At 66.3% G+C, this 24,847-nt stretch carries 22 protein-coding genes and 2 pseudogenes; 10 read left to right on the top strand and 14 right to left on the bottom strand.

All coding sequences use genetic code 11. From position 1 onward, the window contains the following. Positions 1 to 150: 150 nt before the first annotated feature. A complete protein-coding gene (locus tag VZL07_RS23040; RefSeq protein WP_426749769.1) occupies positions 151 to 1,476 on the bottom strand; it encodes an IS701 family transposase in 1,326 nt (441 codons plus the stop codon). 146 nt (positions 1,477 to 1,622) lie between these two features. Next, positions 1,623 to 1,871: an SDR family oxidoreductase gene (locus VZL07_RS23045; protein WP_426757354.1), complete on the bottom strand. Its 249-nt coding sequence runs from the start codon at positions 1,869 to 1,871 to the stop codon at positions 1,623 to 1,625. A 10-nt stretch (positions 1,872 to 1,881) separates the two neighbouring features. On the opposite strand from VZL07_RS23045, the pseudogene VZL07_RS23050 reads away from it, so the two are divergent. Continuing rightward, a pseudogene (locus VZL07_RS23050) lies at positions 1,882 to 1,992 on the top strand (integrase core domain-containing protein); the annotation flags it as partial. Positions 1,993 to 2,101: 109 nt separating this feature from the next. Here VZL07_RS23050 and VZL07_RS23055 read toward each other — a convergent pair. Both VZL07_RS23055 and VZL07_RS23060 read right to left on the bottom strand, forming a co-directional pair. Further along, positions 2,102 to 3,223: an alpha/beta hydrolase gene (locus tag VZL07_RS23055; protein WP_426749770.1), complete on the bottom strand. Its 1,122-nt coding sequence runs from the start codon at positions 3,221 to 3,223 to the stop codon at positions 2,102 to 2,104. 371 nt (positions 3,224 to 3,594) lie between these two features. Beyond that, complete coding sequence (locus VZL07_RS23060; protein WP_426749771.1) at positions 3,595 to 5,064, bottom strand: FAD-dependent monooxygenase; 1,470 nt, start codon at positions 5,062 to 5,064, stop codon at positions 3,595 to 3,597. An 87-nt stretch (positions 5,065 to 5,151) separates the two neighbouring features. On the opposite strand from VZL07_RS23060, the gene VZL07_RS23065 reads away from it, so the two are divergent. From VZL07_RS23065 to VZL07_RS23080, 4 genes are all read left to right on the top strand, one after another. Next, entirely contained in the window at positions 5,152 to 5,784 is a 633-nt protein-coding gene (locus VZL07_RS23065) for a TetR/AcrR family transcriptional regulator C-terminal domain-containing protein (protein WP_426749772.1), read from the top strand. Between the two features lie 231 nt (positions 5,785 to 6,015). Then, complete coding sequence (locus VZL07_RS23070; RefSeq protein WP_426749773.1) at positions 6,016 to 7,440, top strand: hypothetical protein; 1,425 nt, start codon at positions 6,016 to 6,018, stop codon at positions 7,438 to 7,440. A gap of 688 nt (positions 7,441 to 8,128) precedes the next feature. Next, complete coding sequence (locus VZL07_RS23075) at positions 8,129 to 10,285, top strand: Ig-like domain-containing protein (RefSeq protein WP_426749774.1); 2,157 nt, start codon at positions 8,129 to 8,131, stop codon at positions 10,283 to 10,285. Between the two features lie 109 nt (positions 10,286 to 10,394). Then, on the top strand, positions 10,395 to 10,883 hold the full coding sequence (locus VZL07_RS23080) for a DUF1203 domain-containing protein (protein WP_426749775.1): 489 nt from the start codon (positions 10,395 to 10,397) through the stop codon (positions 10,881 to 10,883). A gap of 660 nt (positions 10,884 to 11,543) precedes the next feature. Here the strand turns inward: VZL07_RS23080 and VZL07_RS23085 are convergent. Both VZL07_RS23085 and VZL07_RS23090 read right to left on the bottom strand, forming a co-directional pair. Continuing rightward, positions 11,544 to 11,885, bottom strand: a complete 342-nt coding sequence (locus VZL07_RS23085; protein WP_426757355.1) for a VOC family protein — start codon at positions 11,883 to 11,885, stop codon at positions 11,544 to 11,546. 271 nt (positions 11,886 to 12,156) lie between these two features. Next, on the bottom strand, positions 12,157 to 13,026 hold the full coding sequence (locus tag VZL07_RS23090) for a DUF6597 domain-containing transcriptional factor (RefSeq protein WP_426749776.1): 870 nt from the start codon (positions 13,024 to 13,026) through the stop codon (positions 12,157 to 12,159). 1,436 nt (positions 13,027 to 14,462) lie between these two features. Between VZL07_RS23090 and VZL07_RS23095 the strand changes: the two genes are divergently transcribed. From VZL07_RS23095 to VZL07_RS23110, 4 genes are all read left to right on the top strand, one after another. Then, the gene (locus VZL07_RS23095) at positions 14,463 to 14,867 is read left to right on the top strand and encodes a transposase (RefSeq protein WP_426749777.1); all 405 of its coding nucleotides are present in this window, start codon (positions 14,463 to 14,465) and stop codon (positions 14,865 to 14,867) included. Beyond that, complete coding sequence (tnpB, locus tag VZL07_RS23100) at positions 14,861 to 15,241, top strand: IS66 family insertion sequence element accessory protein TnpB (RefSeq protein WP_426749778.1); 381 nt, start codon at positions 14,861 to 14,863, stop codon at positions 15,239 to 15,241. The genes VZL07_RS23095 and tnpB overlap by 7 nt, the downstream gene beginning before the upstream one ends. 16 nt (positions 15,242 to 15,257) lie before the next feature. Continuing rightward, a complete protein-coding gene (gene tnpC, locus VZL07_RS23105; protein ID WP_426749779.1) occupies positions 15,258 to 16,769 on the top strand; it encodes an IS66 family transposase in 1,512 nt (503 codons plus the stop codon). A gap of 126 nt (positions 16,770 to 16,895) precedes the next feature. Beyond that, positions 16,896 to 17,603 carry a hypothetical protein gene (locus tag VZL07_RS23110; protein WP_426749780.1) on the top strand — a complete coding sequence of 236 codons (708 nt, stop codon included), beginning with the start codon at positions 16,896 to 16,898 and terminating at the stop codon, positions 17,601 to 17,603. Between the two features lie 155 nt (positions 17,604 to 17,758). Here the strand turns inward: VZL07_RS23110 and VZL07_RS23115 are convergent, their stop codons facing one another. The 5 genes and pseudogenes from VZL07_RS23115 to VZL07_RS23135 all read right to left on the bottom strand — a co-directional run. Further along, positions 17,759 to 18,271 (bottom strand): integrase core domain-containing protein, encoded by a 513-nt coding sequence (locus VZL07_RS23115; protein ID WP_426749781.1) that lies wholly within the window; start codon positions 18,269 to 18,271, stop codon positions 17,759 to 17,761. 75 nt (positions 18,272 to 18,346) lie between these two features. Beyond that, entirely contained in the window at positions 18,347 to 18,616 is a 270-nt protein-coding gene (locus tag VZL07_RS23120; protein ID WP_426749782.1) for a hypothetical protein, read from the bottom strand. 150 nt (positions 18,617 to 18,766) lie between these two features. After that, positions 18,767 to 19,618: an exonuclease/endonuclease/phosphatase family protein gene (locus tag VZL07_RS23125; protein ID WP_426749783.1), complete on the bottom strand. Its 852-nt coding sequence runs from the start codon at positions 19,616 to 19,618 to the stop codon at positions 18,767 to 18,769. A 329-nt stretch (positions 19,619 to 19,947) separates the two neighbouring features. Further along, the gene (locus tag VZL07_RS23130) at positions 19,948 to 21,276 is read right to left on the bottom strand and encodes a cytochrome P450 (protein WP_426749784.1); all 1,329 of its coding nucleotides are present in this window, start codon (positions 21,274 to 21,276) and stop codon (positions 19,948 to 19,950) included. Positions 21,277 to 21,579: 303 nt separating this feature from the next. Further along, positions 21,580 to 21,741, bottom strand: a pseudogene (locus tag VZL07_RS23135) (IS3 family transposase); the annotation flags it as partial. A 449-nt stretch (positions 21,742 to 22,190) separates the two neighbouring features. On the opposite strand from VZL07_RS23135, the gene VZL07_RS23140 reads away from it, so the two are divergent. After that, on the top strand, positions 22,191 to 22,388 hold the full coding sequence (locus VZL07_RS23140) for a hypothetical protein (protein ID WP_426749785.1): 198 nt from the start codon (positions 22,191 to 22,193) through the stop codon (positions 22,386 to 22,388). 106 nt (positions 22,389 to 22,494) lie between these two features. On the opposite strand, the gene VZL07_RS23145 is transcribed toward VZL07_RS23140, so the two are convergent. The 3 genes from VZL07_RS23145 to VZL07_RS23155 all read right to left on the bottom strand — a co-directional run bounded on the left by VZL07_RS23145 (position 22,495) and on the right by VZL07_RS23155 (position 24,795). Next, entirely contained in the window at positions 22,495 to 23,736 is a 1,242-nt protein-coding gene (locus VZL07_RS23145) for a hypothetical protein (protein ID WP_426749786.1), read from the bottom strand. 236 nt (positions 23,737 to 23,972) lie between these two features. Continuing rightward, positions 23,973 to 24,506, bottom strand: a complete 534-nt coding sequence (locus tag VZL07_RS23150) for a hypothetical protein (RefSeq protein ID WP_426749787.1) — start codon at positions 24,504 to 24,506, stop codon at positions 23,973 to 23,975. Between the two features lie 82 nt (positions 24,507 to 24,588). Further along, positions 24,589 to 24,795 carry a hypothetical protein gene (locus tag VZL07_RS23155; protein ID WP_426749788.1) on the bottom strand — a complete coding sequence of 69 codons (207 nt, stop codon included), beginning with the start codon at positions 24,793 to 24,795 and terminating at the stop codon, positions 24,589 to 24,591. Positions 24,796 to 24,847: the final 52 nt, after the last annotated feature.

Here is a 24,847-nt window from a genome sequence, read left to right on the forward strand (position 1 = left end):
CGCGTTACGGCAACGCGAGCCGGACGCACCTGTTGCTCAGAATGGGGCGCCCGGGAGGCGCGAGGTGCGCGGCCCGGAGTGTGAATCCAAGGTGTCATCGCATCAGACTCGACTTTCGCCCTTTTGGGGCGAGGGAGCGCGCGCGGAGGTCTACGCCGCGCGCCCTTGGGAGGGCGTGGCACGGGAGGCAGCGCGTAAGTTGGCGCGAAGTCGACGCGGCGAGTGCCAGCGGGTACGGGCCAGGGTGGATTGAGCCAGGCGCAAGACATCCTCGAAGCTGACAGTGGTCTTGGTGGTGTACCAGGGCCGCAGAGGTAGCTTCAGCTGCTGCCAACTGGTGGCCAGTTCCATGTACCAGAGGACGAGCAGGGTGTAGCTCAAGCCTGCGAAGGGCGCGGTGCGCAGCACGGCCAGGCGGCGGCGGGCTCGCGAGTCGGCGAAGCCGAGCAGCTGCTTCAAGTCCCGGAAGAGCACTTCAATGCTCCACCTGAAAGCATACCTTTCCACCACCTGGAGGGCGGTGAGGGAGGCGTCGGTGCAGAAAAAGACTCGCAGGGGCCGGCTGCCGCCCGTCATCCGTACGATGACGATTTTGAGCATCCGCGCTCCGGCCGCGCTCTTCCACCGAGCCACCAATTCCTTGCAGTCCACCTGTCGCGACTGGCCGTAGAGAAAGGCCGTCATCCGCTGCCAAGGCAGCGCGCCATCTCGTGCGAGGGCCTCGGGCTTGGGCACCGGCACGTCTCGCGTCAGCCACCGGCCCGTCTTCGGCGAGCGGCAGCGCTGCGTGCGCGGGCGAGTCAGCACGGCGTCTGGGCGCATGGCGCCGACGAAGATGAGTCGTTGCGGCAAGCCCTCGAGCACGGTGCTGCATGAGTAGGCCTCGTCAGCGGCGAGTTCCAGGCAACCGGTGGGCAGCCAGGCGAGGACACGCTCCACCAGCTCTCGGCCCAACTGCGTCTTCTTCCGGTGCCGCAGGCCCTTCTTCTGGCACTCGGCCTGGGTGCGGTAGAGCCGGAAGAGGACGGGCAGCGCCCAGGGGCGCGAAGCAAAGGGGACGTGCACCAGCACCGCGAGCGTCACCCAGACGTGGCCGAAGCAGAAGACATGCACGGCCCGGCTGGAGCGCACCGCATCCAGGTGGCTGCCCAGGCCGAAAACCTTCGGCCCTTTGTGGCTGCACAGGGTGTCGTCGAGGACCAGCCGCACGGGCCCCAGGGCCGCCAGCTTCAGAAGTAGCAGTCGGCCTACCTCGTCCGCACTCCAGCGAGCCCGCGAGAAGAAGCGATGGAAGGCCGCATGGTGCTGCACGCCCGCGACGCCCGAGGCCACCAGCGCCCCGGTGACCGCGTGCGTGCCGCCACAGCTCACCCAGCCGGCGAACAGGACCAGGAAGCGCAGGAACGAGGGCTCAGTAAATGCCGGCCGAACCAGCTGCAAGACTTGCAACAGTGCATACAACTGGGAGGCGGCCATCGGGAGACCTCGAAGGTGCTGGAGGAGGCGTGTCTTGCCGGACACCTCACTCAGCTGGCCTCGATGGCCGCTCTTCTCCTACCCTCAGCCCGTCCTACCCTCGCCCCCTTGCTTGGGCCACACAGCCCAAAAGGGCGAAAGTCGAGTCAGAGCCCGACGGTCTGTCCACCGTCGATGACCATGGCATGGCCCACGACGAACGCCGCCTCGTCCGAGCACAGCCAGAGCGCCGCGGCAGCAATCTCTTCGGGCCTTCCCATGCGCCCGATCGGCTCCTGGGCGATCACGCGCGCCCTCCCTTCGGGGGTGCCGCCGCTGAAGCGATCCATCATCGGCGTGTCGATGATTCCGGGGCAGAGTGCGTTGATGCGGATGTTCGACGGAGCGTAGTCCAGCGCCGCCCACGTCTTGGCGCAGCTGCCCGCCTGGTTCGACGACTACAACCGCTGCCATCCGCACCGCGGGCTCGAGATGAAGTCACCCCGCGAATTCCGTACTGCTAACTCTCAACCTTGAGCTGTCCGATTTGACGGGGACAACTCCACCCGCGAACCGACGCTGCCTCTCGGTTTCCATGTCACTCTCCTTTCGTATTGGCTGCACTGCCGACCAGGGGAGGCCTGGCTCACCGCAGGTTGGCTTGGAAGAACGTGGCCAGCCTGTCAAATGGGATGAGGTTGACGCGATCGTAGAGGTCCACGTGACCGGCGCCGGGCACGACGGCCAACTCCTTGGGCTCACTCGCGAGCCGGTAGGCCTCTTCGCTGAACTCCCGAGAGTGCGCGTTCTCGCCCGTGATGAAGAGCAGCGGACGCGGAGAAATCGTCTCGATGTCCGTGAACGGGTAGAAGTTCATGAACTTGACGTTGCTGGTGAGCGTGGGGTGCGTCGTCGTGTTCGAGCGATGTCCCCGCGCCGTCCGGTAGAAGTCGTAGAACTCGCGATCGATCGCGGTCGAGCTCGCATCGAGCTGCTCCGGCGTCCCGCTGGTGTATCTGACTTCGCCACCCGCGAACTCCACATCGCGCTGGCGCGCGGCTTCATCGAGTAGCGCCTTCCGCTGCTCGAGAGTCACTGAATGCCGGAGCCCATTGCGATTGGCGGCACCCATGTCGTACATGCTGACCGTCGCGATGGCCTTGATGCGCGGGTCGATTTTCGCCGCACTGATGACAAAGCTCCCGCTGCCGCAGATGCCAATCGCGCCAAGCTGCTCCCGGTCGACGAAGGGCTGGGTGCGCAGGAAGTCCACCGCGGCGCTGAAGTCCTCCGCATAGATGTCTGGCGAAACCACGTTGCGAGGCTCGCCGTCACTCTCACCCCAGAAGGACAGATCCAAGGACAGCGTGACGAAGCCGCGCTCGGCCATCTTCGTCGCATACAGGTTCGCGCTCTGCTCTTTGACCGCGCCCATGGGATGCCCGACGACAATCGCGGGGTGCCGCGCGCCGCGATTCAGGTCCTTGGGGACGAAGAGGGTGCCGGCGACGTTCATCCTGTACTGGTTCCGGAAGGTGACCCTCTGAACGGTGACCCGGTCGCTCGTGTAGAAGTTGTTGGCACCGTTGGAGGTGTCGCCGGATGCCAGGTTCGGCGTTGGTTGGGCCACGGATGCCGATGTCGCCGCGCAGGCCGACAGCGCGGAGAGCGAGCCGAGCAGGAGCCCCCAGCGCAAGCGGCGCCGGGTGTTCGCGAGGGTGTGCTTCATTGCCTGGTTGGATTTCGTCGTCGTTGGCGTGTCGGTCATGGGGCAATCTCTCGAGGCGTACATTCCTGGTCGCTCCGGAGTTGTCGGGCGACATCCATGGCCACATTGCGGTCGACATCGACGGCGGACTAGGCCCCGATCGATGAATGGGCTGTGAAGCCGCGTTGGACAGCGCTGGGAACGACTCGGGTAGTACACGTAGAAGCCGGGCACGCCCGCGGTATGCGGTTCGAGCACGCTGAGAAGGCGCCCCTCGCGGAGAGGCTTCCTCGCCAGGGGTTCGAACGCGCAGGCCAGCCCCAGCCCCTGGAGCGCCTACTCCAAGCAGAGGTGGCCATGGTTGGTGACCAGGCACAGCACTCAGTGGGACGGCCTGGTCCCGTGGGCGGGGGCAGCACCCCATATCCTCTTCACCGGACGGCTGCCCAGGCCCAGGCCACATGTCCATCCGGACGCACGAGCAGCCCGTCCACGCCGTGCAGGGGGCTGGTGTCTGCGAAAGCCTCCAGCGTCAGGACCTCCAGGCGGGGTTTCCAGCCCGGCATGGGCTCCCATCCGGAGGCAGGCGCGGCGGCGTGCCGGGTGTGAAGCCACAGCCACCGGCCAGCATGGAGGGCTGCGTAGAGCGAGCACGGGTCTCCGTCGGCGAGCCGCAGCGTCCAGTCGGGAAGCCTGCGTCCCGTCCAGCCTGGCAGGACCCCTGAGGCGGGCGCGGGGACGGGGGCCTGCGGGTAGGCCACGTCCAGGCCTCCGAGCTGCTCGGCGAGTTGCCGGTTGACGGCGGGCAGGCGCAGCAGTCCGTTCATCAGCTCCCGCAGGGCAAGGACCTCCGGGGTGAAGCCCATGAGCGCGGACTGGGCCTGCGTGTTGCTCAGCAGGGCCCGGCCCACGGGGTGCCGCTCCTGGTGGTAGGTGTCCAGGAGCGTCTCCTGGGCGCCCTCGCGCAGCACGGCGGCGAGCTTCCAGCCCAGGTTCATCGCGTCCTGGAGACCGACGTTGAGGCCCTGGCCACCGGCCGGGTAGTGCATGTGCGCCGCGTCTCCGGCGAGGAACACGCGCTCCTGGCGGTAGTGCTCCGCCAGCCGCGACTCGTCGCCGAAGCGTGAGAGCCAGCGGGGCTCCCTCATGCCGAAGTCGGAGCCGGCCACGCGCGTGAGGCTCGCGCGCAGTTCGTCCAGTGACAGGGGCTCGCGCAGCGGCGTGTGCTCGCGCTCCGCGTCCGTGACGATGGCGCGGTGCATGCCGTTCCCCAGGGGCACGAGGACGGCGTTGCCGCGCGCGTTGGTGAGCGCCAGGAACGGCGTGGCCGGAGGGTGCTCCAGCGTGACGTCTCCCAGCATGGAGGTGCGGGTGGTCTCCGTTCCCGGAAAGCCGATGCCCGCCAGCTGCCGCACGGCGCTGCGCGCGCCATCCGCGCCCACCACATATCGAGCCCGGCAGCGGAAGCGGGCCCCCTGGGCGCTCCCGGTCAGCTCCACGCCCTCCTCGTCCTGGCTCAGGGCCTCCACGACGTGGCCCCGCAGGAGGTCTACGCCCAGTTTCCGCGCGTGCTCCGCCAGCAAGGCCTCGGTGATGGCCTGGGGCAGGAACAGCGTGTATCGGAACGTCGTGTCGAGCCCGGAGAAGTCCAGCCGGGTGTCCAGCAGGCCGAAGTGTCCCGTGGGCAGGGGACGTCCGCGCTCGAGCGCGCGCGACTCCAGTCCCCGCAGCGCGAGCACCTCCAGGGAGCGCGGGTGCATCGTCAGGGCACGCGACTCCCGCACCGGCTCCTCCCGCCGCTCGAACACGCGCACCTTCACGGACGCCAGCGCCAGCTCGCACGCCAGCAGCAGTCCCGTGGGTCCGCCTCCGACGACCGCCACGTCGATGACCTGCTCCATGACCCGCCTCCTCAAGGGAAATCTAACGTTGTTAGATTTCATCTAACGGCGTTAGATTGAGGCGTCAAGACGAGGTGCTGAGGTCGCATGCGCATCCAGAAGGAGCAGGTGGTCCGGGCGGCGTGGGCCTTGGTGGATGAGGTGGGCGTGGAGGGGCTGACGATGCGCTCGTTGGCGCAGGCGCTCGCCATCCAGGCGCCGTCGCTCTACTGGCACTTCCCGAGCAAGCAGTCGCTGTTGGAGACGATGGCGGACGCGCTGCTGGAGGATGTGGGGCTTGAGCGTCCGGAGGGGCGGAGCTGGGAGGAGGTGGTGCGGGACGTGGCGGGGCAGTTGCGGCGCGCGTTCCTGAGTCACCGCGACGCGGCCCGCGTCTTCGCGGGGACCGTGGTGGTGTCGGAGAACACCTTCCGCATCAGCGAATGGCTCATGGAGGCGCTGGCGCTGGCGGGCCTGTCATCCAAGGAGGCGGGATGGGCGACCTTCACGCTGCTCGACTACGTTCTCGGTTTCACCATCGAGGAGCAGTCATTTGGCGCGCCTGACATGAAGGAGCCTCCGGTGGCGGAGCGGATGCGGGCCCTGGCCTCGACGCGCTTTCCTCACGTGGCCCGGGCGGTGGATGCCATGGTCGACCTCGACTTCGATGCGCGTTTCGCGTTCGGCCTGGACCTGCTCCTGGCTGGAATGCGTGCCCGTCGGCCGACGCGCGCGCGATGAGTCCGCGGGGGGCTCTCATGGACCAGGCACCGCGCGCCTCCTTCAGCCGGCGCAGGCGGACCTCGCACGCGCGGCGGAGTGGAAGGGAAGGGGAGCCTCGCCCATGTCGACGGCATTCCAATGTCAACCAGCCGGTGTCAGGATGCCCTACGCGCTCCAAGCGCTTCAGCGATTGACCCGGCCAGGAGGCCCGAAGCCAGCCTCCAGGGCATGTGGCCCATGGAGGAAGTGATGCGACGGTTCGGACTGATGCTGGGGCTCCTGGGGTGCGTGGGCTGCGCGACCGCCACGCGAGGTATCTCCACCCGATACAACCCGGAGACGGGTCGGTACGAGACGCCCACGCACGAGCTCGTCTATCAGGTGCCCGTCGAGGACGCGCTGATGACGGTCCGGTACATCCTGGAGAAGAGCCGCTATGACGTGATGGAGAAGGAGGGGGGACTGGAGATGTTCTCCTCCTTCATTCCGGAAGCCATTCCTCCCGAGCGCTACTACATCCAGGGAGAGCGGCTCGGGCCTCGGCAGGCACTCGTTCGAGTCTTTCGCATCAGGTACACCCAGGAGGGGGTCGGCACCACCGCGGAGGTATCCGGTCGGTCCGGTGAGCAAGTCTCCGTGCCGAGTGCCTTCAACAATATCCCTGGGCTGGAGGGTTACCGGCCGGCGCACGGCTATCGCGACATGGGCATCGAGCAGAAGCTCCTGGAGCTGCTGGAGATGGCTCCCGCGCTGGAGCTGGTGGGCGGCAATCCCCCGGTTCCCATCGACCCGGCGGCGATGGGGAGCTTGGGCGAGAAGGGGGGGACCACGGCGGCCTCCACCGCACCCGCGTGTGGTGCTCCCGTGGAGGGCGCCTCGCCCCTGTTCTCCGCGGGAGGCGTCCTGCTCGTGGCGGACCCCCTGGGCACGCAGCAGGTGCCGGCCGCGGCGCTGCGGATGTTGTGTGAGGCCACGGCCCAGGAACTACCGGTGACGCTGGCGCTGTCCATTCCCGCTTCTGAGCAGCCGCTCCTGGAGCGCTACCTTTCGAGCGAGGACGGTTCAGCGGCCGTTGAGGAGCTCCTTTCGGAGAGCGCTTTCTGGCGCCGGGCATATCAGGACGGACGCAGCAGCCGCGCCATGCTGTGGCTCGTCGAGCAGGCCCGCCGCTTGCGCTTCTCTGGAAAGGATGTGGCCATGGCCGCCATCGACTCCGACGGGGCCCAGGGCAATGAGCGCGAGGCGCAGATGGCCCAGCACCTGCTGAGCGCCCGGTCGAAGCGCCCCCAGGCCTGGACGCTGGTGCTCACGGGCAGCGTCCACGCGCGCACCACGGAGGTGAGCTGGGATGGCGACTTCGAGCCCATGGGCGCTCGCGTGGCACGCGCACTGCCCTCGGTGCGTGCCCTGGACGTGGGCTTCCAGCGCGGCACCCAGTTCACCTGCCGCTACAACGTCTGGGACGAGGAAGTGGCGTGCAACGTCTTCGGTATCAGCCCGACAATCGAAGCCTGGCAGTCCTCCACGCAGGCCGCTGGCCTGAAGCTCTTCACAGCCCAGCAGCCCCACGGATTCCACGGCCGGCTCTACCTGGGCTCGCTGACCGCATCGCTTCCAGCGCTCATGGCGCCGAGCAAGGTCACGACCGTCGACCACGCGCCCGCCACGAAGTGACCCCGCGGTGGGGATGGAGGTAGGCCAGACAGCGGCCGCACGGTACATGCCCTGGCCGGGAGCGGAGCTTCTCATGCTCGCAGTTGGCGGAGTCCGCGGGCATGTATTTATTTGGCATGTGATGGCGCTGCGGGATGCCTTCCGGCGCCACCACGGGGACGAGCGCCGAGTTGAGTAGCGTGTCGGTCCCTCCAGCAACCCCCTCATCGACGTGCGCCCGCTGCACCATCCAGCCTCCGTTCGCAGGACGGGAGGGGTGTGCCCATACCAGGCATCGAGGCGGTGAGGCGTCTGGTTCGAGGGGAACCACATGAAGTGCGGGGCGCCACGGGGCCGGTGCAACGCCAGCCGCGGCTGCTCGAGGCGTTGTCGGCGTGCGTGGCCACCGGGGCCTTACTCAGTTCCCTGCCTCCGAACGCCTCATGCTAGATGGGGGCCCGTCTAGAAGAGGACTCTCATGTTGAAAGAGCATATGGGACGGGGAGCGATGTCGAAGTGGCTCGCGGGTGCTGTCGTGAGTGGATGGCTTCTGGCTGCTTGTGGGGGGAATGACGACGAGCGGCCAGGCGGCCCGACGCCGGCGGATTCTGGGACGCACCCCGAGCGGGATTCCGGCACACCGGGGCAAGAGGATGCGGGCCTCGGGGACGCAGGGACTCCGGAGGACACCACGCCTCCCGACGCGCCGATGGTCATTGGGACCGAGCCCGTCTCTCCTGCCAATGACAACACGCCCCACATCCTGGTCAGGACCGAGCCCGGGGCCCGCGTGCGCTTCTTCGCAGGCACGACGTGTCTTGGAGAAGCACTCGCCTCGCGTACCGCCGACAGCGAGGGCCAGGTCGAGCTGTCGCTCTCAGTGGCCGACAACAGCACCTCGACCTACGTGGCCCAGGCAACGGACGCGGTCGGCAACGTCTCGGCCTGCTCCGAGGCGCTGACGTTCGTCGAGGACAGCACGGCGCCCTCCGAGCTGGCTGCCACGGTGATGGACGGCCTTGCCGGCCCGGAGCTCGAATATCAGAACAGCAACACGCGCGTAGCGGCTCGCTGGTCCGGTTTCGTCGACTCCGTGGGCATCCGGCGCTACGAGCTCGCCGTGACGTCCACCGCGGCGTGTCCCGGCAATGCGAGCAGCATCCAAAATGTCGGCGCCACTTTGTCCGCGGAGCTCACGGTGCTCACCTTGGCCGAGCAGCGCTACTACAGCTGCGTGCGCGCCGTGGATGCGGCTGGGAACATCTCGGGCTGGAAGATGTCGAATGGCTTCATCGTGGACGTCACGCCGCCGCGCGTCGTGTCCGCCACGCCTGAAGCGTCCTCGGTCACGGCCTCGCCCTGGGGTGACATCGAGGTGTCGTTCAGCGAGACGACCCTCGACACCGCCAGCGTGACGCCGGCCTCGTTCCACGTCACGGCGGACGACCTGGTGTTGTCCGGAGGCGCGGTGAGCTGCGAGGCGGGCAGGTGTACGCTCGCGCTGAAGCAGTTGCCAGCCTTCGGTGCGCAGGTGAACGTCGCCCTCAGCGGGGTGAAGGACCTCGCTGGCAACGCGTTGGCCCCCGCCCACGCCTGGAGCTACTCGGTCCGTGCGGCCCAGTGGGGCTCTCCGCTGGTCTTCTCGAGCAACTCGAGCCGCAATGCAGCTTCTCCCGTGCTCACGATGGACTCCTCTGGCGTGGCGACGGTCCTGTATGCCGACACGGAGCTCCGGGCGCGGCGCCACAAGCCAGGCGCGACCTGGGAGGGGGATCAGCCCGTGGGGGGTGGGACGCTCAACGCCTCATCCGCCAGACCGGCAGCGCTCACGACCCTGTCTGACGACACGCCCCTCGCCGTGGTGGATGCGTGGCCGGCGGGGGATTACAGCGCCCGCAAGGCCTATGGCATCCTTGCCACGGGCTCCGACAGCGACGTCCAGAGCTGGGGTGTGCCGCAGCTGCTCGGCGAGAGCACGGGGCTGGATGTGATGGCCCCCCGCGTGGTGGCTGCACCCGACAAGGGGGCCCTCGCTGCCTGGGTCGAGGAGGGCTCCACGCAGGCCTTCCTGTGGGTGCAGCCGTATACCGGGAGCGTGGGCTGGGGCGCGCCGACCCTCGTGCGCACCATCGACGACTCGAACTGGACCTATGGGTGGGACGGCTATGACGTCGGGGTGGATTCGCGCGGTAACGGGATGCTGGTGTGGTCCGAGCCCAACAGCGCTCTCCAATACTCGCGCGAGGAAGCCGGAGGCTGGAGTGCGCCTGCGCGTGGTGAAAGCATCGGAGGCCGCTACCCCCATATCGCCCTGAACGCGGATGGGTCAGGCATTGCCGTCTGGATTCGCAGGTATCAAGACAACAATCGGTTGTACGCGAAGTCCTTCACGCTCGACTCTGGCTTTGGCGACCAGGAGGTTCCCCTCCACACGGAGGGAAGCGTCATTGACGGGCCGCGGGTGGCCGCGGACGCGAACGGCAACGCGTTCGTTCTCTGGAGCCACAGTGCCCCCGGCTCCGGGTGGGGACTGTGGTGTGCTCGTTACGTGAGGGGCTCGGGCTGGCAGCCGGCCCAGCAACTCGCGACGGACTACGGAGGGGTTAGCGGCCTCCACGTCTCGCCCTCGGGCACGGCCATCGTCGTCTATGGCCGCACCGAGGGAACGTTCAGTTCCGTTTGGGCTCGACGCTTCGTGCCCGGCACGGGCTGGTCCTCCACCACGCGGCTCGACTTCGGCACCGTGAAGGGGTACCTCGGGAACCTCGAGGTGGTCGCCAGCCCACTCGGGAACGCCGCCGCCGTCTGGGCTCGTGAGGACCCGGACACGGGCACCGATTCGCTGGTCTCGGCCTTCTTCGAGTAGGCACGGATCTGCGCAAGAAGCGGATCGCGGCGCGGGCGACTTCGCGCGCATGTTCTACCTGGCGTTGTGAACGGGCCTCCGCCAGGTCCATGCCGCGACTGGAGCCTCCATGAGCATCAAGATGCTTCCACTTCCCGCCGAGTTCCTCGAAAGGGTCTGGATTCAACGCAGGGACGACCAGGCGCAGGAGGTGCAGCCCTTCGTTTCAACCCACGGAGGTGAGGCCCTGCGATGCTGCGTTCGCCCTGCGCTCGCAGGCGAGCACGTGGCGCTCGTCTCCTTCAGCCCGTTTGTCCGGCAGAACGCCTTCAAGGAGTTCGGTCCCATCTTCATGCACACGACCCCCTGCGAGGGGCCGCCGAGGACTCCCGCGCTCCCGGTCGACTTCGACGGAAGCAACTTCAGCTTCCGTGCATACAGCGCCGAGCAAGTGATTATTGACGCAACGCTCGCGCCAGGCGCCCGTGCCCGCGACGCGATTGCCGCGCTTCTCACACGGCCTGAGGTAGCGCATGTGGACGCACGCTTCGCTGGCTACGGCTGCTTCCTTGCGAGGTTTGTGCGCGTTCCGGAGGGGGCCGATGGAGGAGCGTGTTGACGCAGCTTTGACGCGCTTGGGGGTAGGTATACCCATCTCGACCGCACTGGTTGCCATGTTAGGATGCACTGGCCTTACAACCTCGCCATCGGAGGATGCATGAAGCTGACGCTCCTGAAGCAGACGGCTCCAGGACTCGCCCTGCTCGTAGGCATCATGGCAGGCTCAGCCCTGTCCATGGTTCCCAGGTCGACGACGGAGGCAACCGACGCCCAGGCAACCCCGACCAGGATGATCTGTTCGCGCAGTTGCAAGCCGTGCTCGAGCCAGTTCGAGTGTGGTCAAAATGAGGGTTCCTGCGGAGTCTGGCGCTGTATGCAGTAGAGGACATCAGCTCCCCCGTTCGCATCATCGCGCCGCTCATCGACAGCAGCCTCTCGGTCTCTACCAACCGGGCCGTCTGCTGCGCACCGATTCGGGCACGGAGTTCCTCGGCCGCTGGGACGTCGACGCGCTGATGGACTCCGCGGGGGCCTGGCCGACACCGGACGCCGGCGGTGCGCTGCGCTCGCCCGTGGCCAAGCCGGTGCCGGTGGTCTTCTTCCATGGCGACTGGGACACGGCCCCACGCTCATCTGATACTCGACCTGGACGAAGCCCTCATCCACGTGAGCGCACAATCCCTGGCGCGCGCACTTCCAGCTGTCGGGGCCTGGCTTGTCAGCGATGGGTGAGCAGGTTCACCAGCCTTCCGAAGGGGTCGCGCACGAAGAATCTGCGCACGCCCCAAGGTTCATCAGCCGGTCCATACTCTATCGGGATTCTCGCCTTCTTCACCCGAGTGAGGGCTGCATCGAGGTCGTCGACCTCGATGGACATGTCTGGCACGGGGGCGCCTGAGCCCCCTTGCGACATGAAGCTGATCTGCACAGTCATCGTTTCGCTTGAGCCGTAGGTTTTAATCCATCCCATATCCATCAGGAGGTCGAGCCCGAGGACGTCCCGATAAAAGCGTCTGGCGACGTCTGGCGTCGTCACGCCCACATTGGTGACAATACGCATGACCTTCACGACGGCCTCTCCTTTTCGTGCTTTGACAGGGCCCATTGCTTGAGAACCACTTCTCCCGAGTGCGTTTCCTTCTGGTTGCCGAGAATCCACAGGTTTCTGAATGGGGCATGCATGCGGCTCCCAGGCTTGCTGTGTGGTCGGGCCTCGATGGGATTCTGAAGCGCTCCATCGTGCCCAATGTGGCGGGCGCACTCGGGGCCGGAGCGGTCGGCGTTGATTGCGCCGGCTGCGCGCTCGACTCCCGGGTGGGGTTGGACTTCGGTCAGGGTTCCGTCTGGCCGCATTGGCGCAATGTGCCCGGGGGCGGCCCAGCGCGTCTTGAAGGAAATTGCCGCTCGTCGAGAGGCACGTGGTTGCGGTCCGCGTCCGACCGGGGGCGATACGTGGTGGGAGTGGCTCCCGAGAATGCCCTGAACTCGCGGACCAGATGTGCCTGGTCCGAAAACCCGTGCTCATCGGCCAACGTGGCCCAGTCCGCCTCCCCCCAGTCCGATTCGAGCACACGCTGGAACCTGGCGATGCGCGCGAAGAGCTTGGGCTTGACGCCGACATGCGCTTGAAACCGCTCAATGAGCCGGCGCGGCGAAAGGCCGAGTCGAACCCCTACGGCACGGACGCTCGCGCCGCCCGTCAACAACGAGCACGCGGCCGCCACTGCTTCGTCGCGAGGCTTGGACGAGCGTCCCCGTGCGAGCAGCTCCGCCTCGAGCACGTCGAGGCGGGCCGCGGAGGTAGGGGCCTGGAGCAGGCGTTCACGAAGGATGGTGCCGTCGCGGCCCCAGAGCTCGTAGAGGTCGACGACCTTTCCGGTAAGCTCTGAGGCCGGCATGCCCAGAAACGGCGACGCACTCGCGGGAGCGAAGCTCACCCCGCAGATGGAGCGCTGGCAGATTGTGTCGACGACTCTCGGTGCGGCGTGGGCGCCCTGGAGCGCTATGCCGCGAGTCGTGTGTACCAGGCGGCCGTCGAGCCTGTAGTCCCGGAATGCATCTTCATGAAGATTGACGAGGAGCTGCATACGGCCAGATGGCAGAACGCGTTCGAGCCTGTGAGGGGGCTGCCCCTCGTACGCCCAGAGAAATTCCACGAGAGGAGCCAGAGTGGGGCTTCGAGGCCGGCGCGCGAGAATCATGGCAGCGCGACCGTAACAGAGCCGGGATGCACCTCCTGTGACGGATGTGGAGTCCACCTGCTGCTCATCGCTGGGGCGAGATTCTCGAACGACCCGGAGGGCAGTCCGGCGCAGGGCGAGCAGGGGAGCGGCAGGAAGCCGCTTGACCCGGCCTTGCATGCGCAAGAACCCGAAGAAGAAGCAAGCCCTGCGTCAGGGGGAAGGCTGCGCCTGCGCAGGTTACCGGCGGCGGTCACGAGCGCGGGCCGCGTGGGCGTTGCTGTGCGCCACCTCTGCCCAGGTGGTCGCCGCCCAGCGCTCCCTGGGGAGCGGACGCGAAGGGCTGAAGGAGCGGCGCACTTACACAGGGGCACGCAGGCGGCCATTGTCGCCGCCTCACCGAGCCCTCCCATGACTCCCGAGCCCGGTGGTGGTGCCAGAGGCGCGGGTTGAGTGCGATGTCGATACGGGCTGTACCCTGCTGGCCTCCCACCCTTATCACTCGGGCTTGTGACGGCGCGACGATGGCCTCGCTCTTCCAGCGGCAGCTCGGACCGCGCGAGCTCGCCGAAGAACGAGACCTGCTGCCCGCCCTCACACGCGAAACGGGTCCTCTCGTAGACGTGTCCACTGAAGCCCAGCGCCGCCGAGCAACCCCCGGCGCGAAGCGGACGAGCCGGCGCCAGAAGTCGTGAGGTTCTCGCAAGCAAAGCAAGGCCCTGTCTGCGGCCAGTGACCAGAAGCCGAGCAGTTCGTCCCCGCCTGCTCACAGCGGCCCGAGCATGTGCTGCCTCACGTTTCATCCGCGAGACGCCAGCAGGAGGGGCAAATCTCCAGGGCCCGCCGGAACATCCCGTTCAGCTCGGGCACGACCTGTGGGGTGAAGTCGCAGGGTGGAGCTTGATTGCCTCGCGCGACTCGCTCACCTGCCTTGGCGTGTTGCTCAATGTGGCCTGGACGCACCCGTGCGCGGCGACCGAGGTTCTGGGAGGCTCAGGGGCGCTACGAGCCAGCTGAACGCCGCTGGAGATGCTGGACGAGCTCGTCGGGACTCCGTTGAGGGGAGACTTCGCTCGCGTTGGCCGGATTCGTTCCCGAAAGGATGGCCCAATGAGCGTGGGCGCTGACGCGTCAAGCATCCGGCTGACGCGTTAAGTACCGGGTGCGAGTGGTGGTACGCGAGCCTTCCCCCTCAGGGAGCGCCAGCATGAGACGCTGGCACGGCTCCTGCTTGGGGTCGGCGGGACTGGACGCGGAACCGTGGACGAGTGCTCCTTCCAGTCACTTCGTATCGAAGTAGCCAGGAGCGATTTCCTTCCCCTTCCTCAGCCCCCTGAGCGCGGGTCTGAGTCCCCACGTCAACCAGGTCGTAAGTGTGTAAGACCTCGCTGTGCCCCGTCGTGACGGGCTCCGGCCTCTCGTGAGACCTCCCTTGGCCACACGCCAGGAGGTGGTCCATGGAGTTGGAGAAGGAGTTGGAGCAGTTCCGTCAGGAAGCACAGCGGTTGAAGGCCGGGCGGCGCAGTGGCTCGTTGCCCTTTCCCGAGGCGCTGCGCGCCTTCGCGGTGCGCTACGCCGAGCACACCGTGGCGGCGGGAGGGACGGTGACGGACGCGGCGCAGAGGCTGGGCGTGTCCGGGCCGACGCTCTACGAGTGGCGCAAGGGGCGCCCCGCGGGACACCGCCGCCCGAAGCCCGCCGAGAAGGGCGCGGCGCTGGTGCCGGTGCGCGTGGGCGAGCGTCCTGCCAGAGCGGAGGTGGCGGGAGTGCAGCAGGTGGCGCTGGTCTCTCCGGGCGGCTGGCGAGTCGAGGGGCTGACGCTGGAGACCGCTGCCCAACTGGTGGGGAGACTGGGGTGCTGACGCCCACGCGCGCCGTTCGCGTCTTCGCGTACGCGGCCCCGGTGGACATGCGCAAGGGCTTCGATGGACTGGGTGCCCTCGTCGAGCAGCAGCTGGGGCGGCAGCTGCTCAAGGGCGACGTCTTCCTCTTCGTCGGCCGCAGCCGGCGCCGGGCCAAGGTGCTGCACTTCGACGGCACGGGCCTGGTACTCCTCACCAAGAGACTCTTCCGGGGACGCTTCGCTCGGCCCTGGTGCGAGGAGGGCGCGCAGGCGGTGGAGCTGACGGTGAGCGAGCTGTCGCTCTTCTTGGAAGGCTGCGAGCTGGCCGGAAGGTGGAGGCTGTCGCCTCCGGCGGTGGACGAGAAAGTCCTTGCGGTAGGCAGTGGCTTGTAGCACCTGTCAGGTAGTCATGACGCGCGTCGAGCAACTGCGAGACTTGGAGACGGCCAAGCAGGTGGCGGCGCTGCTGGAGGCGGAGAATGCCCGGCTGCACCAGCGCCTGGAGGCGCTCGTCGCGGAAGTGGCCCGGCTCAAGGGCGAGGACGCCCAGGCGCACCTGCAGTTGGAGTTGACGCAGCTCAAGGAGCAGCTGGCCCTCATGCAGCAGCGCCTCTTCGGCGCCTCCAGCGAGAAGCGAGGCGACAGGCCGCACAAGCCTCCGCGTGCCAAGCCGCAGAAAGGCCACGGCCCCAAGGCCCAGCTCGAGCTGAAGGTGCAAGAGGTGCTGCTGCCGCTGGACGAGGCGGACCGGGTGTGTGGCCTGTGCGGCAGCGGCCTGCACGCGTGGGAAGGCCAGACGGAGGACTGCGAGGAAATCACCGTCGTCGAGAGAAGCTTCCTGCTGCGGCGGGTGAAGCGGCAGAAGTACCGCTGCGGCCAGGGCTGCGCGCCAGTGACGGCGCCGGCCCCACCGCGACTGCTTCCGGGTGGCCGCTACTCGGTGGACTTCGCGGTCCACGTAGCCCTCATGAAGTACGGCTTCCACCTGCCGCTGGCTCGCCAGGAAAGGCTCTACGCACGCGAGGGTCTGACGGTGGAAGCGCAGACACTGTGGGACCAGCTCGAGGCGCTCGCCCGGCACCTGCAGAAGTCCTACGAGGCACTGCTGGCCGAGGTCTTCACCTCGCCCCTCATCCACGCGGATGAAACGCATTGGCTGCTGCTGGACAAGGGGCCGGGCACCAAGTGGTACGCGTGGACGGTGGCCTCGCCTGACACCGTCTTCCATCGCATCTACCCCAGCCGCTCCGGGGCGACGGCGCGCACCGTGCTGGGCGACTACGAGGGCGTCGTGCTGGTGGATGGATATGCGGCGTACCAGACGGCGACCAAGTCAGGCCCAGATGGGCCCTGTCCGGCCACCCTGGCCTTCTGCTGGGCCCACGTGAGGAGAAAGTTCTTCGAAGCCCAGCAGTTTGCCCCTGCCTGCAAGGAGGTGCTGGACCTCATCGGCGAGCTGTACGCCGTCGAGGCGGACCTGCCGGGCTGGTACGCCCTGGAGGGCGAGGAGCGTCAGGCCGCGCTCGCGCACCGGCTCGCCGTGCGTCAGCAGAAGTCCGCGCCGCTCACCCAGCGAATCCGCGACTGGGCGCACGCGCAGCGCGCGCTGCCTGGCAGTGCCTTTCGCAAGGCGATTGAGTACATGCTCAACCTCTGGGCGGGGCTGACGGTCTTCCTCACCCAGCCGCAGGTGCCATTGGACAATAACCACGTCGAGCGCCAGCTGCGTGACATGGTGATAGGCAGGAAGAACCACTACGGCAGCAAGTCAAAGCGGGGCACCGAGGTGGCGGCGCTCTTCTACTCCCTCATCGAGACGGCGCGGCTGCGCGGTGAGGACCCGGGCCACTACCTGCGGCGCGCTGCGCTCGCTGCCATTGAGAACCCGGGCACCGTGACGCTGCCGAAGCCCCAGAGCTGACCCCCTCTCCCGCCGTGCGACCGGGGGGGGCGGGGCAGGTCAACTCGGTGCCGGGACGGGGCACGGCGAGGAGTTACGTAAGTGTCGTGCCTTTCAGCTTTCCCACTCTCGCCTGTATCCGCCCTCATGAGCCACTTGTTCTCTCCTGTGTTTCTGGCGCTTTGGGTCGCCTGTATTCCTGCCGCGGCATTCGCGCACAGTGTTCTCAGGTATCCCCCGCCATTCGATGGCACGACGACTCACGTGAACAAGGCGGGGCTATGCCACGGCAGGAAGCACGTCACCGGGCAGCCAACGAAAATAGGGCGCAAGCTGACGCTCGAGTTCTATGTCCTTGATTCGCACGAGGGTGAATGCGTGGTTGAGTTTCGTGATCCGAATAACATCACGCGGGTTGAGGCTTTAGTCACAAAGAAGCGAGACTGCGTGAAGGTGGCGCATCCCAAGTCTAGCGCTGAATGGACGATTACCATTCCTGAGACCATAAAGCCGGGAAATTGGGCGCTCCGGTGGGCGTTGGTACCCAAGAATCCAAAGGAGCCCAGTCATTTCGAGAGCTGCGCCTACGTCTTCATCGAAGGCTCGAAGCCGCAATCCCCGTCCACAGACGGCAAGTCGGCAAATTGGGGGGAGTTCAGGAAGGATAGCTGCTCCGCAGTCGGCAAGCGGCAGTACTCTGCCATTCTCTGGAATATCAATGGCTCCTGGGAAGAGGCGTGCACGAAGACGCCAGCGACTATCAACGGCAAGTACTTTGCTCGTCCCACGCGGTGCAAGAACACGGGAACCAATATGTGGGGTGAGTTCGATGTTCCGGACGCCTCATGCACCTGATTGGAGGCTTGACGCCTCCCACAGGATGAGTCTGGAATAGCTGCGCCGTCTTTGTGGTGTTGTACCGCACTGGATTGTTGAGGCGCGTGGTTGCTCGTAACCCGGCCGCCTGCTTTGTACCGCACCGGATTGTTGAGACACGAGGTTGGTCGTAATCAGGCCGCTTGCCTCGACTGCATCAACTCTCGCCGGGCCTGACTCGGCGAGAGGAAGTTGTGACGCTCCAGCAGCCAGTGCTCGCTGTAGCGGTGAGCCCAGTCCAGCAGGGCCTGCCGCAGTTCCTCCACGGTGGAGAAGGTGCGCACCCAGAGCAGCTGCTCTTTGAGGGGGCGGATGAAGCGCTCGGCGCAGCCGTTGCCCTCGGGGCTGCGGACGAAGGACGGACTGGACTGGGCGCCCAGGAAGCGCAGCTCGTTCTGGAAGACGTCGGAGGTGTACTGGCTGCCGTTGTCGTGGCGGATGGCCAGCCCCAGAGCCACACCCTGGCCGTACGACGCACCGAAGCGAGCCTTGATGCCCTGGCGAATGGGCTCGAGAGCCTCGAAGCGGCTCCCCACCTTGGCGGCGTGGATGCCGACGCACTCGGCAGTGCCACGGTCGACGGCGATGAAGACGGTGGCCTGCCCCTGAAGCGTCGTCTGGGGGCGGGTGGCATCGGTCGCCCGCATGACCTCCGGTGCCTTGGCGGTCATGGTGCCACTGTGGTGGCGTGAGCCCTGTCCCCGCGGGCCCTGCCTGGTGCATCAGCCGCAGGCAGCGGCCTTCGGAGTGTGCACGCACCGAGCGCGCAGCCGCGGCCACGGCTTGCGGTACCCCTCGCCCATGAAAGGCGAGGCAGTCAGCACTCCGCGGATGGTCCCCAGCAGCGCCTCGTCCGTCAGTGCCGTCTTGGGGGCCCCCTGGGCTGCCGGAAGGGCCGTGGCCTGATGGCGGGAGCGGTGTTGGTACACGGTGGCACGCGACACACGCCAGGTGGCCGTCATGAGCGCCAGCCCGTACCGCCTGGCGCTCATCCTCTCGAGTTCTTCCAGGGAAGACCCGGAGCGTTGCCCTCCAGAAGCCGCGCCATCTGGGCCAGCAGCTCGTTCTTCAGCATCAGCTCGCCCACCATCGCCCCGCGCCGCAGCACCTTGTCTCCCGCGGGGCTCGGGCTCGCAGCTCTCTCAGTTGATGACGAACTGGATCGGATAGTGGTCACTCACCTCCCTCATCAATTCCATGCTCAGGTTGAGCTTTTCGCTCACATGCGCGGTGAGGCCCTGCTTGGCATTTGCGCGCATTTTATCGCCTGCCACGACGGCTCGGTCGTAAGGGCAACTCTGCTGGCCGACGGTGGTGTTGGCATCATCCCCGATGAGCCAGGTGAACCGCGAGTCCAACCGCAGGGGATTCGTCTTCCAGTGTTTCTTGGCAAAATAGGCGCAGCCTGCGTTCAGGGTACCCATCATCACGCCGTTCTTGATGCTCCAACGCTTCACGGCATCGTCGTAGACCTTGACCAAGGAGCCGACCTCCTCGACTGCCGACTCGGGGGCCGCATGGAGAGGAACGACAAAGAACTCCTTCACGTTCGCCTTGGTGGTACGGAACCTCACGATGAATGGCTCACGTGCGAAGAGGTCGTCGGGGTCGGCATAGTGGTAGGCGTCGACCACCTTGAGCACGCTCTTTCTGTAAAGGTAGGCGTATTGCTCCTTCGCGCTTCCCCGGCCCAGACGATTGCTCACGAGGAGATTGTATGCGTTGCCAGTTGCTGCGTTGACCTGGCTCAGGAGGGCCGCCGTCGCATTGTCGGTCGTGTCTCTAACCTCCTGAACGAGGATGAGGTCGTACTGCTTGACGGTGTCCACGATGACCCTCATGACGTCCGCATTCTTCGCTTTTTGCTGACCGAAGATTTGGATGTTCCAGCTCGCTACCTTCAGGGCCGCCGATGCGTCCCCGGCCCATGTCAGTGCGCCGACGACGGTCAATACGGTGACGAAGGTGTGTGTGAAGGACTTCCGGCCAGGCATGATGCTTCATCCTTTCAGTGCTCCTGATGGAGGAGCGCTCAGGTCAGAAGAATACTTCCGCACCGCGGATTCCTAGTAAGCGCAGACGAACGACGGACATGCGCTCCGTCGACACCGTTGACGCTGGAAGGTGGAGCGGCTCTTGACCTGACTCCAGAACGTCCGCCGTCTCCTCACGCGCTCTGCGGTGAAGTTGGAGAACATCCTCTGTTTCCGCCACCTCGGCTGCAGCCTCATCTTCTTGATGCAAGTCTGAGCGCACCTCTCAGCTCCAGCCGGCTCACGCAACTTCAGCCCACCGGCAGCGGCCGATTCTTCCGAGCCGTGAATCAGAGCCGAGTCCTTGGCACCAGACGGACCCCTTGGGGAATGAGGAAAGATGCGGTCGCGAGAGGGCGAACCTTCGCGCCTGATGCGAGCGTGAGGCGGTAGCGGCGGGCCACCGTCGCGATGACGAGCACCAGCGCCAGCTTCGCGAGCGAAGCCCCCATGCAGAGGCGCGCTCCGCCACCGAAGGGAACGTATGCGAACTTCGGAAGCTCTTTGAGCGAGCCGTCGAGCCATCGCTCCGGGCGAAAGGCATCGGGGTCTGCGAACCACCGCGGGTCCCGGTGAGGAACCCAGGGACTCAGCGCCAGGCTGACGCCTGCGGCAATCCGGTAGCCTCCGATTTCACATTCCTGGAGCGACTCCCGGGCCGTCATCCATACTGGCGGATAGAGCCGCATCGACTCCTTGATGACCGCCGACGTGTAGACCAGTCGGTCCGGATCCTCTGCCGTGGCGTGTCGCTCCCCAAGAACGTGCCTCACCTCGGCTGCCACACGCTCGTCTACTTCTGGGTGCAGCGCCATCAGGTAGAGCGTCCAGGCCAGTGCGATGGCCGTTGGCTGATGTGCGGCGAGGAGCATGATTGCGACCTCGTCGCGGGGATACCACGGAGGAGCCAGACAGCCATCTTCCCCATCGCGAGCCTGATGTACGAGCTCGAGAAGATTGGACGAGCCACGGCTCCGCTCTCGGAGACGTTCTATCAGGCCGTAGATTGCCCGGTCGAACTGCCTGACGGACCACTTGAACCGAAGGCTTCCAGGCGTCGGGAGCCAGCTCGGTATCCGAATTGGGAGTGGCCGGAAACTCCATGCCAGGAAGGAAGTCACCCGCGAGACCTCGGTGTCACTGAGCTCCGAGCCCAGGAGGAACCGTCCCACCAACCGGGCCGCAAGAGGCGCGACGTCGCCCTCTATCGCGCGCGACTCCCCGGGGCGCCAGCAGGCCATCATCGCCTCTGTGGCCGCGACGATCGACTCCGAGCTGGCGCCGACACGCTCACGCTTGAACAGCGGCTGGAGGAGCCTTCGCTTATAAAGCCAATCCTTCCCATCCGTGTGCATCAGCGCAAAATGGTATGAGCCAGTCTTGGGCGAGGACGGCTTCTGGCCGGTCGCTTTCGCGAAGCTCCGCTGGCCGTTGACGAATACGGACTCGATGTCATGGGGATGGCAGACGAGGTAGTTGTTCTGGCCCAACCGAACGACATCACCGAACTCCCGGGCGCAACGGGTCACGAACCCGAGCGGGTCGGCATGGAAGTCCGCGAGATTCGCGATACCCCACATCCCTTCTGGACCGGGAGGCTCTCCATGGGGCGCGGTCATGCAAACACTCTCCTCACGGACGGCCGAAGCACAGTCCATGAGAACCGGCCAGAAGCATGAATTCGCCCCTGGCCGATTCGACGGTACGGCTTCTGGTCAGTCTCCGTACGCGCCGCCGGGCGTCATCGCCTGGTAGGGGCGCGTCAGCTTCTTCGGATTGGACAGTCTCAGTGCCACCGCGATGTAGAACAGCACTTTCATGTTCACTCCTTCTCTGGGCTTGGAGTTTAGGGGTGCTCGCTCCAGTGAGGCAGTAGATTGGATTCTCTCGTGACTGTCAAATCACCATCAGGTGGGCGTGGGCTGCTCACACGTCGTGAAGCGACTGACATAGACGAGCTCCAGCTTCAGCGTGGAGAAAGAGTTCTCCACCACCGCGTCATCCCAACAGTTGCCCTCGCGCGACATGCCGCACTCGATGCCTCGCTTGTCGAGCAACCGGCGGTAGTCCTCGCTGGCGTACTGCTAGGATGCAAGGGAACGACTCAACAGCATCCGCTCGCTGATTGGAACACTTCATGGCGAGAAGGCGCCAGGAGTTCTCAGCGGACCAGAGCGCCGGAATTTGGAGGAGGTGGAAGGCCCCGCAGTCGCTGAGTGGCATCGGTCGGGCACTTGACCGCATGTCAGGAGTCGTCCACGGTGTACTCGCTGCGAAGGGTGGCTTCGTCCCTTCACGCCGGTGCGCGTCAAGGTAGCTGCTGCCTGGTGGTGCACTCACGGTTGCGATGGTTCGTCACCAGCAAGCTCCAGGAGGACTGGCCGCCTGAGCAGCTCTCTGGATCCCTCCCGCGAGTGTTTCCACAGGAGCCATCGATGCAGATTTCCCAGGAGACGATCTTCAAGAGCCACCTCATCCAGGCCCGCGGGGGCGCGAGCAGGAGCTGCTCAAGCACCTGTGTTCTCGCCGGACGATGAGGCATTCGAAGCTGGCGGCGGCGGGCCATCGACGCGGCCAGCGCCTGGACGCGGTGTCGATTCGCGAATGGGAGGAGTGCCAGGGGCGTGTTGGCAAGCGCGCCTGGCTGCCCTTCCTCGGCGCCCGCCGGTGCTTCCCGTCCCGCCAGTCGCTGCCGGACGACCTTATGACGCAGCGACTGGATTTTGGATAGGCACAGGGGAGGGGGCAGCGCGCCGACCAGCTCGCCGAGCTCGCGAAGACGCAGTGGCAACACCTCGCCTCACGAAGGTCCCGAGGGTCGCCGTAAGGGGCTGGCGTCATGGGGCCAGCACCCGGATGCGCCTCCTCTTGTCGTCGAACGCCAGCTTGCACCCCATCGGTGTCCGTCCCGCCTCGGGACCGACCTGCTCACACACCTTGACGTCGCATGCGCAAGGCGTGCCTGGCTTCGCCGCCGCGCAGGCCAGTGACTGTGGCATCTCCAACACATAATCCCGACGCCGGATGGCCCGAGGGAACCAGGCGGGAACTTGCTTGCGCTGGACGGCGGCCAGGACGACGACTTGATCCCACTCCGCCTGGGTCAGCTGGTGCGGCAAGGGCTCTGTGATGCGGTAGGCCACCTCGCACTCCGCCCCTTTGCATTGGATGTGGGGATTACAGAGCAGGGAGGGCTCGTCCAGCTTCGACGCAACATAACCATCAAAAGATTCGCAAGGCTTCTGGGAGCGCGCCAGCAAGAGGAGCCCCGGTGCCTGAAGCGAATGCAAATCCATGGCTTCACATGCATAACGCGTGGCGGCGGCATCCCCCAATCGATGGTGCACCCAGGCCAGGGCTGGCGCCAGCGAGTGCGCACGGGGCTCCTGCGCCACGGTCCTCAAGAAGATGGAGTGCAGCAGGGGCTCCGTTTCCGTGGACGCGCCGATCGTCGACAGGAGGGCCGTCAGCGCGGAGGCGTCCACGGTGCTGTCTGGACGCGAGAACCGGACCTTGAGGCCCTCGCGCACCTGTCCCTGAATGGATTCAGACGAGGCGACGAGCTCGTTCAGCCAATCATCATCCCAATAGATGATGTCCTTGTTCGCGCCGATCCGCTCCGTCATTCCAAATGATTGAACGAAGAACCTGCTCAGCTCGGACTCCGTGGCCACTTGCCGGTAGAGCCGAGACACGTTCGAGAAGCTCGTGCAGCGGACCAGCTCCGGCGCCTTGGTCTTGAAGTCCTTGGCCACGCTCCAATCCAGCGTGCCCCCCATCGGATACGGGGGGCACTCCTCGATGAGCTTGTCTTTGACCTTGTAAACCACGCGCCATTGCTTCTCTCCGCACCAGAAGGCCAGGCGGCTCTTGTCGGGAGACTCCTCGATTTCTCCCTCTTCCCCCGAACAGACCACTCGCAAGGGCTCGTGCCCCTCCACCTGGAGGGTATATCGGGTCTCCTCGCCCAGGGCCGGCACCAGCATGTAGCTCCGGACGAGCTTCGTCCCAGGAGGGTTGTTCGCGCCGTCCACATCCTGCGAGGTGAAGCCCCCCCCAGGGTGACAGCCAACATCCACCCGCCTGCCATCCCCAACGTCCTGCCTGTCGTTGCGCGCATGTGGGCTGCTCGGCTCGTGAGTCTCGTTGAGTTCACTCAGACGATACTACGAGGCAAGTCGTGAGCGTCACCGGCTTCGGGAGCACTCCCGCCCTTCGTGTGGACCGTAGGTTCAGACGGTGCACAGCACGCGACGGCGCAGCAGGTCGACGCGGGGACGGGTTGGACTCGGCGCCCAAAGAGCGCAGCTCGTCCTTAAAAGGCCTCCGAGATGTACTTGCTGCCGCTGTCGTGGCGGGTGGTCAGCCCCGTCGCCAGGCGCTGGCTGTACGCGCCGAAGCGAGCCTTGACGCCCTGGCGAGTGGGCTCGCGAGCCTCGAAGCGAGTTCCCACCAGGGCTGCATCGATGTCGACACGCTCGGCGGTGGCATGCTCGATGGCGGTGAAGACGGTGGCCCGTTCCTCCTGCGCCGTCCGAGTTCGGGTGGCGTCGGTGTCCCACACGACGTCGGGCGCGTCGGTGATAGTCGTGCCGTCGTGGTGGCGCGGCCCCAGCACCCGGTGGGCGCGGCCCGGTGCCGGCACTCCCGCCTGGTGTATCAGTCGCAGGCAGCGGGCCTTCGAGGTACGCACACCCCGGGCTCGCAGTCGGGGCCATACCTCGCGGTACCCCTCGTCCAGGAAGGGAGCGGTGGCCAGCACAGCGCGGATATCGGCCAGCAGGGCCTCGTCGGGTTGGCGCAGAGGGTTCGGCCTGGCGGCGTGCGCGGTGCCGGTACACCGTGGCACGCTCCAGGTCGCCGTCGCGAGCGCCAGCCCGTACGACCTGCCACTGGAACGCAAGCGTGTGGCGCTCCGCCTCTCGACTGCCTCAGGGAAGGCCCGGCGCGTAGATCTCCAGCAGCCGCGCCTTCTCGGCCAACGGCTCGTGTTTCATCATCAGCTCGCCCACCATGGTCTTCAGGCGCAGCCCCTCGTCATTCGCCGGCTCTTGCCCCCGGCTCTTGAGGTTCGCCTCGGCTCCGTCCAGGAGCTTCTCCCGCCACTCGCTCAGCATCGCCGCGGTGACACGCAGCACCCCGAGAGTGCGCCGAGTCCCGCGCCCTCGAGAATCCGGAGCACGGCCTCCT

Origin of the sequence: Pseudomyxococcus flavus (genome assembly GCF_050038885.1) — a bacterium.
GTDB classification, from domain to species: domain Bacteria; phylum Myxococcota; class Myxococcia; order Myxococcales; family Myxococcaceae; genus Myxococcus; species Myxococcus flavus.

Coding starts and splice junctions, on each gene's coding strand:
- tnpC (WP_426749779.1), top strand. CDS start 15,258: ATGACGCGCGTCGAGCAACTGCGAGACTTGGAGACGGCCAAGCAGGTG.
- VZL07_RS23120 (WP_426749782.1), bottom strand. CDS start 18,616: ATGAGCGCCAGGCGGTACGGGCTGGCGCTCATGACGGCCACCTGGCGT.
- VZL07_RS23085 (WP_426757355.1), bottom strand. CDS start 11,885: ATGCGTATTGTCACCAATGTGGGCGTGACGACGCCAGACGTCGCCAGA.
- VZL07_RS23075 (WP_426749774.1), top strand. CDS start 8,129: ATGGTCATTGGGACCGAGCCCGTCTCTCCTGCCAATGACAACACGCCC.
- VZL07_RS23115 (WP_426749781.1), bottom strand. CDS start 18,271: ATGCGGGCGACCGATGCCACCCGCCCCCAGACGACGCTTCAGGGGCAG.
- VZL07_RS23140 (WP_426749785.1), top strand. CDS start 22,191: ATGAGGCATTCGAAGCTGGCGGCGGCGGGCCATCGACGCGGCCAGCGC.
- VZL07_RS23110 (WP_426749780.1), top strand. CDS start 16,896: ATGAGCCACTTGTTCTCTCCTGTGTTTCTGGCGCTTTGGGTCGCCTGT.
- VZL07_RS23090 (WP_426749776.1), bottom strand. CDS start 13,026: ATGATTCTCGCGCGCCGGCCTCGAAGCCCCACTCTGGCTCCTCTCGTG.
- VZL07_RS23070 (WP_426749773.1), top strand. CDS start 6,016: ATGCGACGGTTCGGACTGATGCTGGGGCTCCTGGGGTGCGTGGGCTGC.
- VZL07_RS23125 (WP_426749783.1), bottom strand. CDS start 19,618: ATGCCTGGCCGGAAGTCCTTCACACACACCTTCGTCACCGTATTGACC.
- VZL07_RS23065 (WP_426749772.1), top strand. CDS start 5,152: ATGCGCATCCAGAAGGAGCAGGTGGTCCGGGCGGCGTGGGCCTTGGTG.
- VZL07_RS23055 (WP_426749770.1), bottom strand. CDS start 3,223: ATGACCGACACGCCAACGACGACGAAATCCAACCAGGCAATGAAGCAC.
- VZL07_RS23130 (WP_426749784.1), bottom strand. CDS start 21,276: ATGACCGCGCCCCATGGAGAGCCTCCCGGTCCAGAAGGGATGTGGGGT.
- VZL07_RS23060 (WP_426749771.1), bottom strand. CDS start 5,064: ATGGAGCAGGTCATCGACGTGGCGGTCGTCGGAGGCGGACCCACGGGA.
- VZL07_RS23080 (WP_426749775.1), top strand. CDS start 10,395: ATGAGCATCAAGATGCTTCCACTTCCCGCCGAGTTCCTCGAAAGGGTC.
- VZL07_RS23095 (WP_426749777.1), top strand. CDS start 14,463: ATGGAGTTGGAGAAGGAGTTGGAGCAGTTCCGTCAGGAAGCACAGCGG.
- VZL07_RS23040 (WP_426749769.1), bottom strand. CDS start 1,476: ATGGCCGCCTCCCAGTTGTATGCACTGTTGCAAGTCTTGCAGCTGGTT.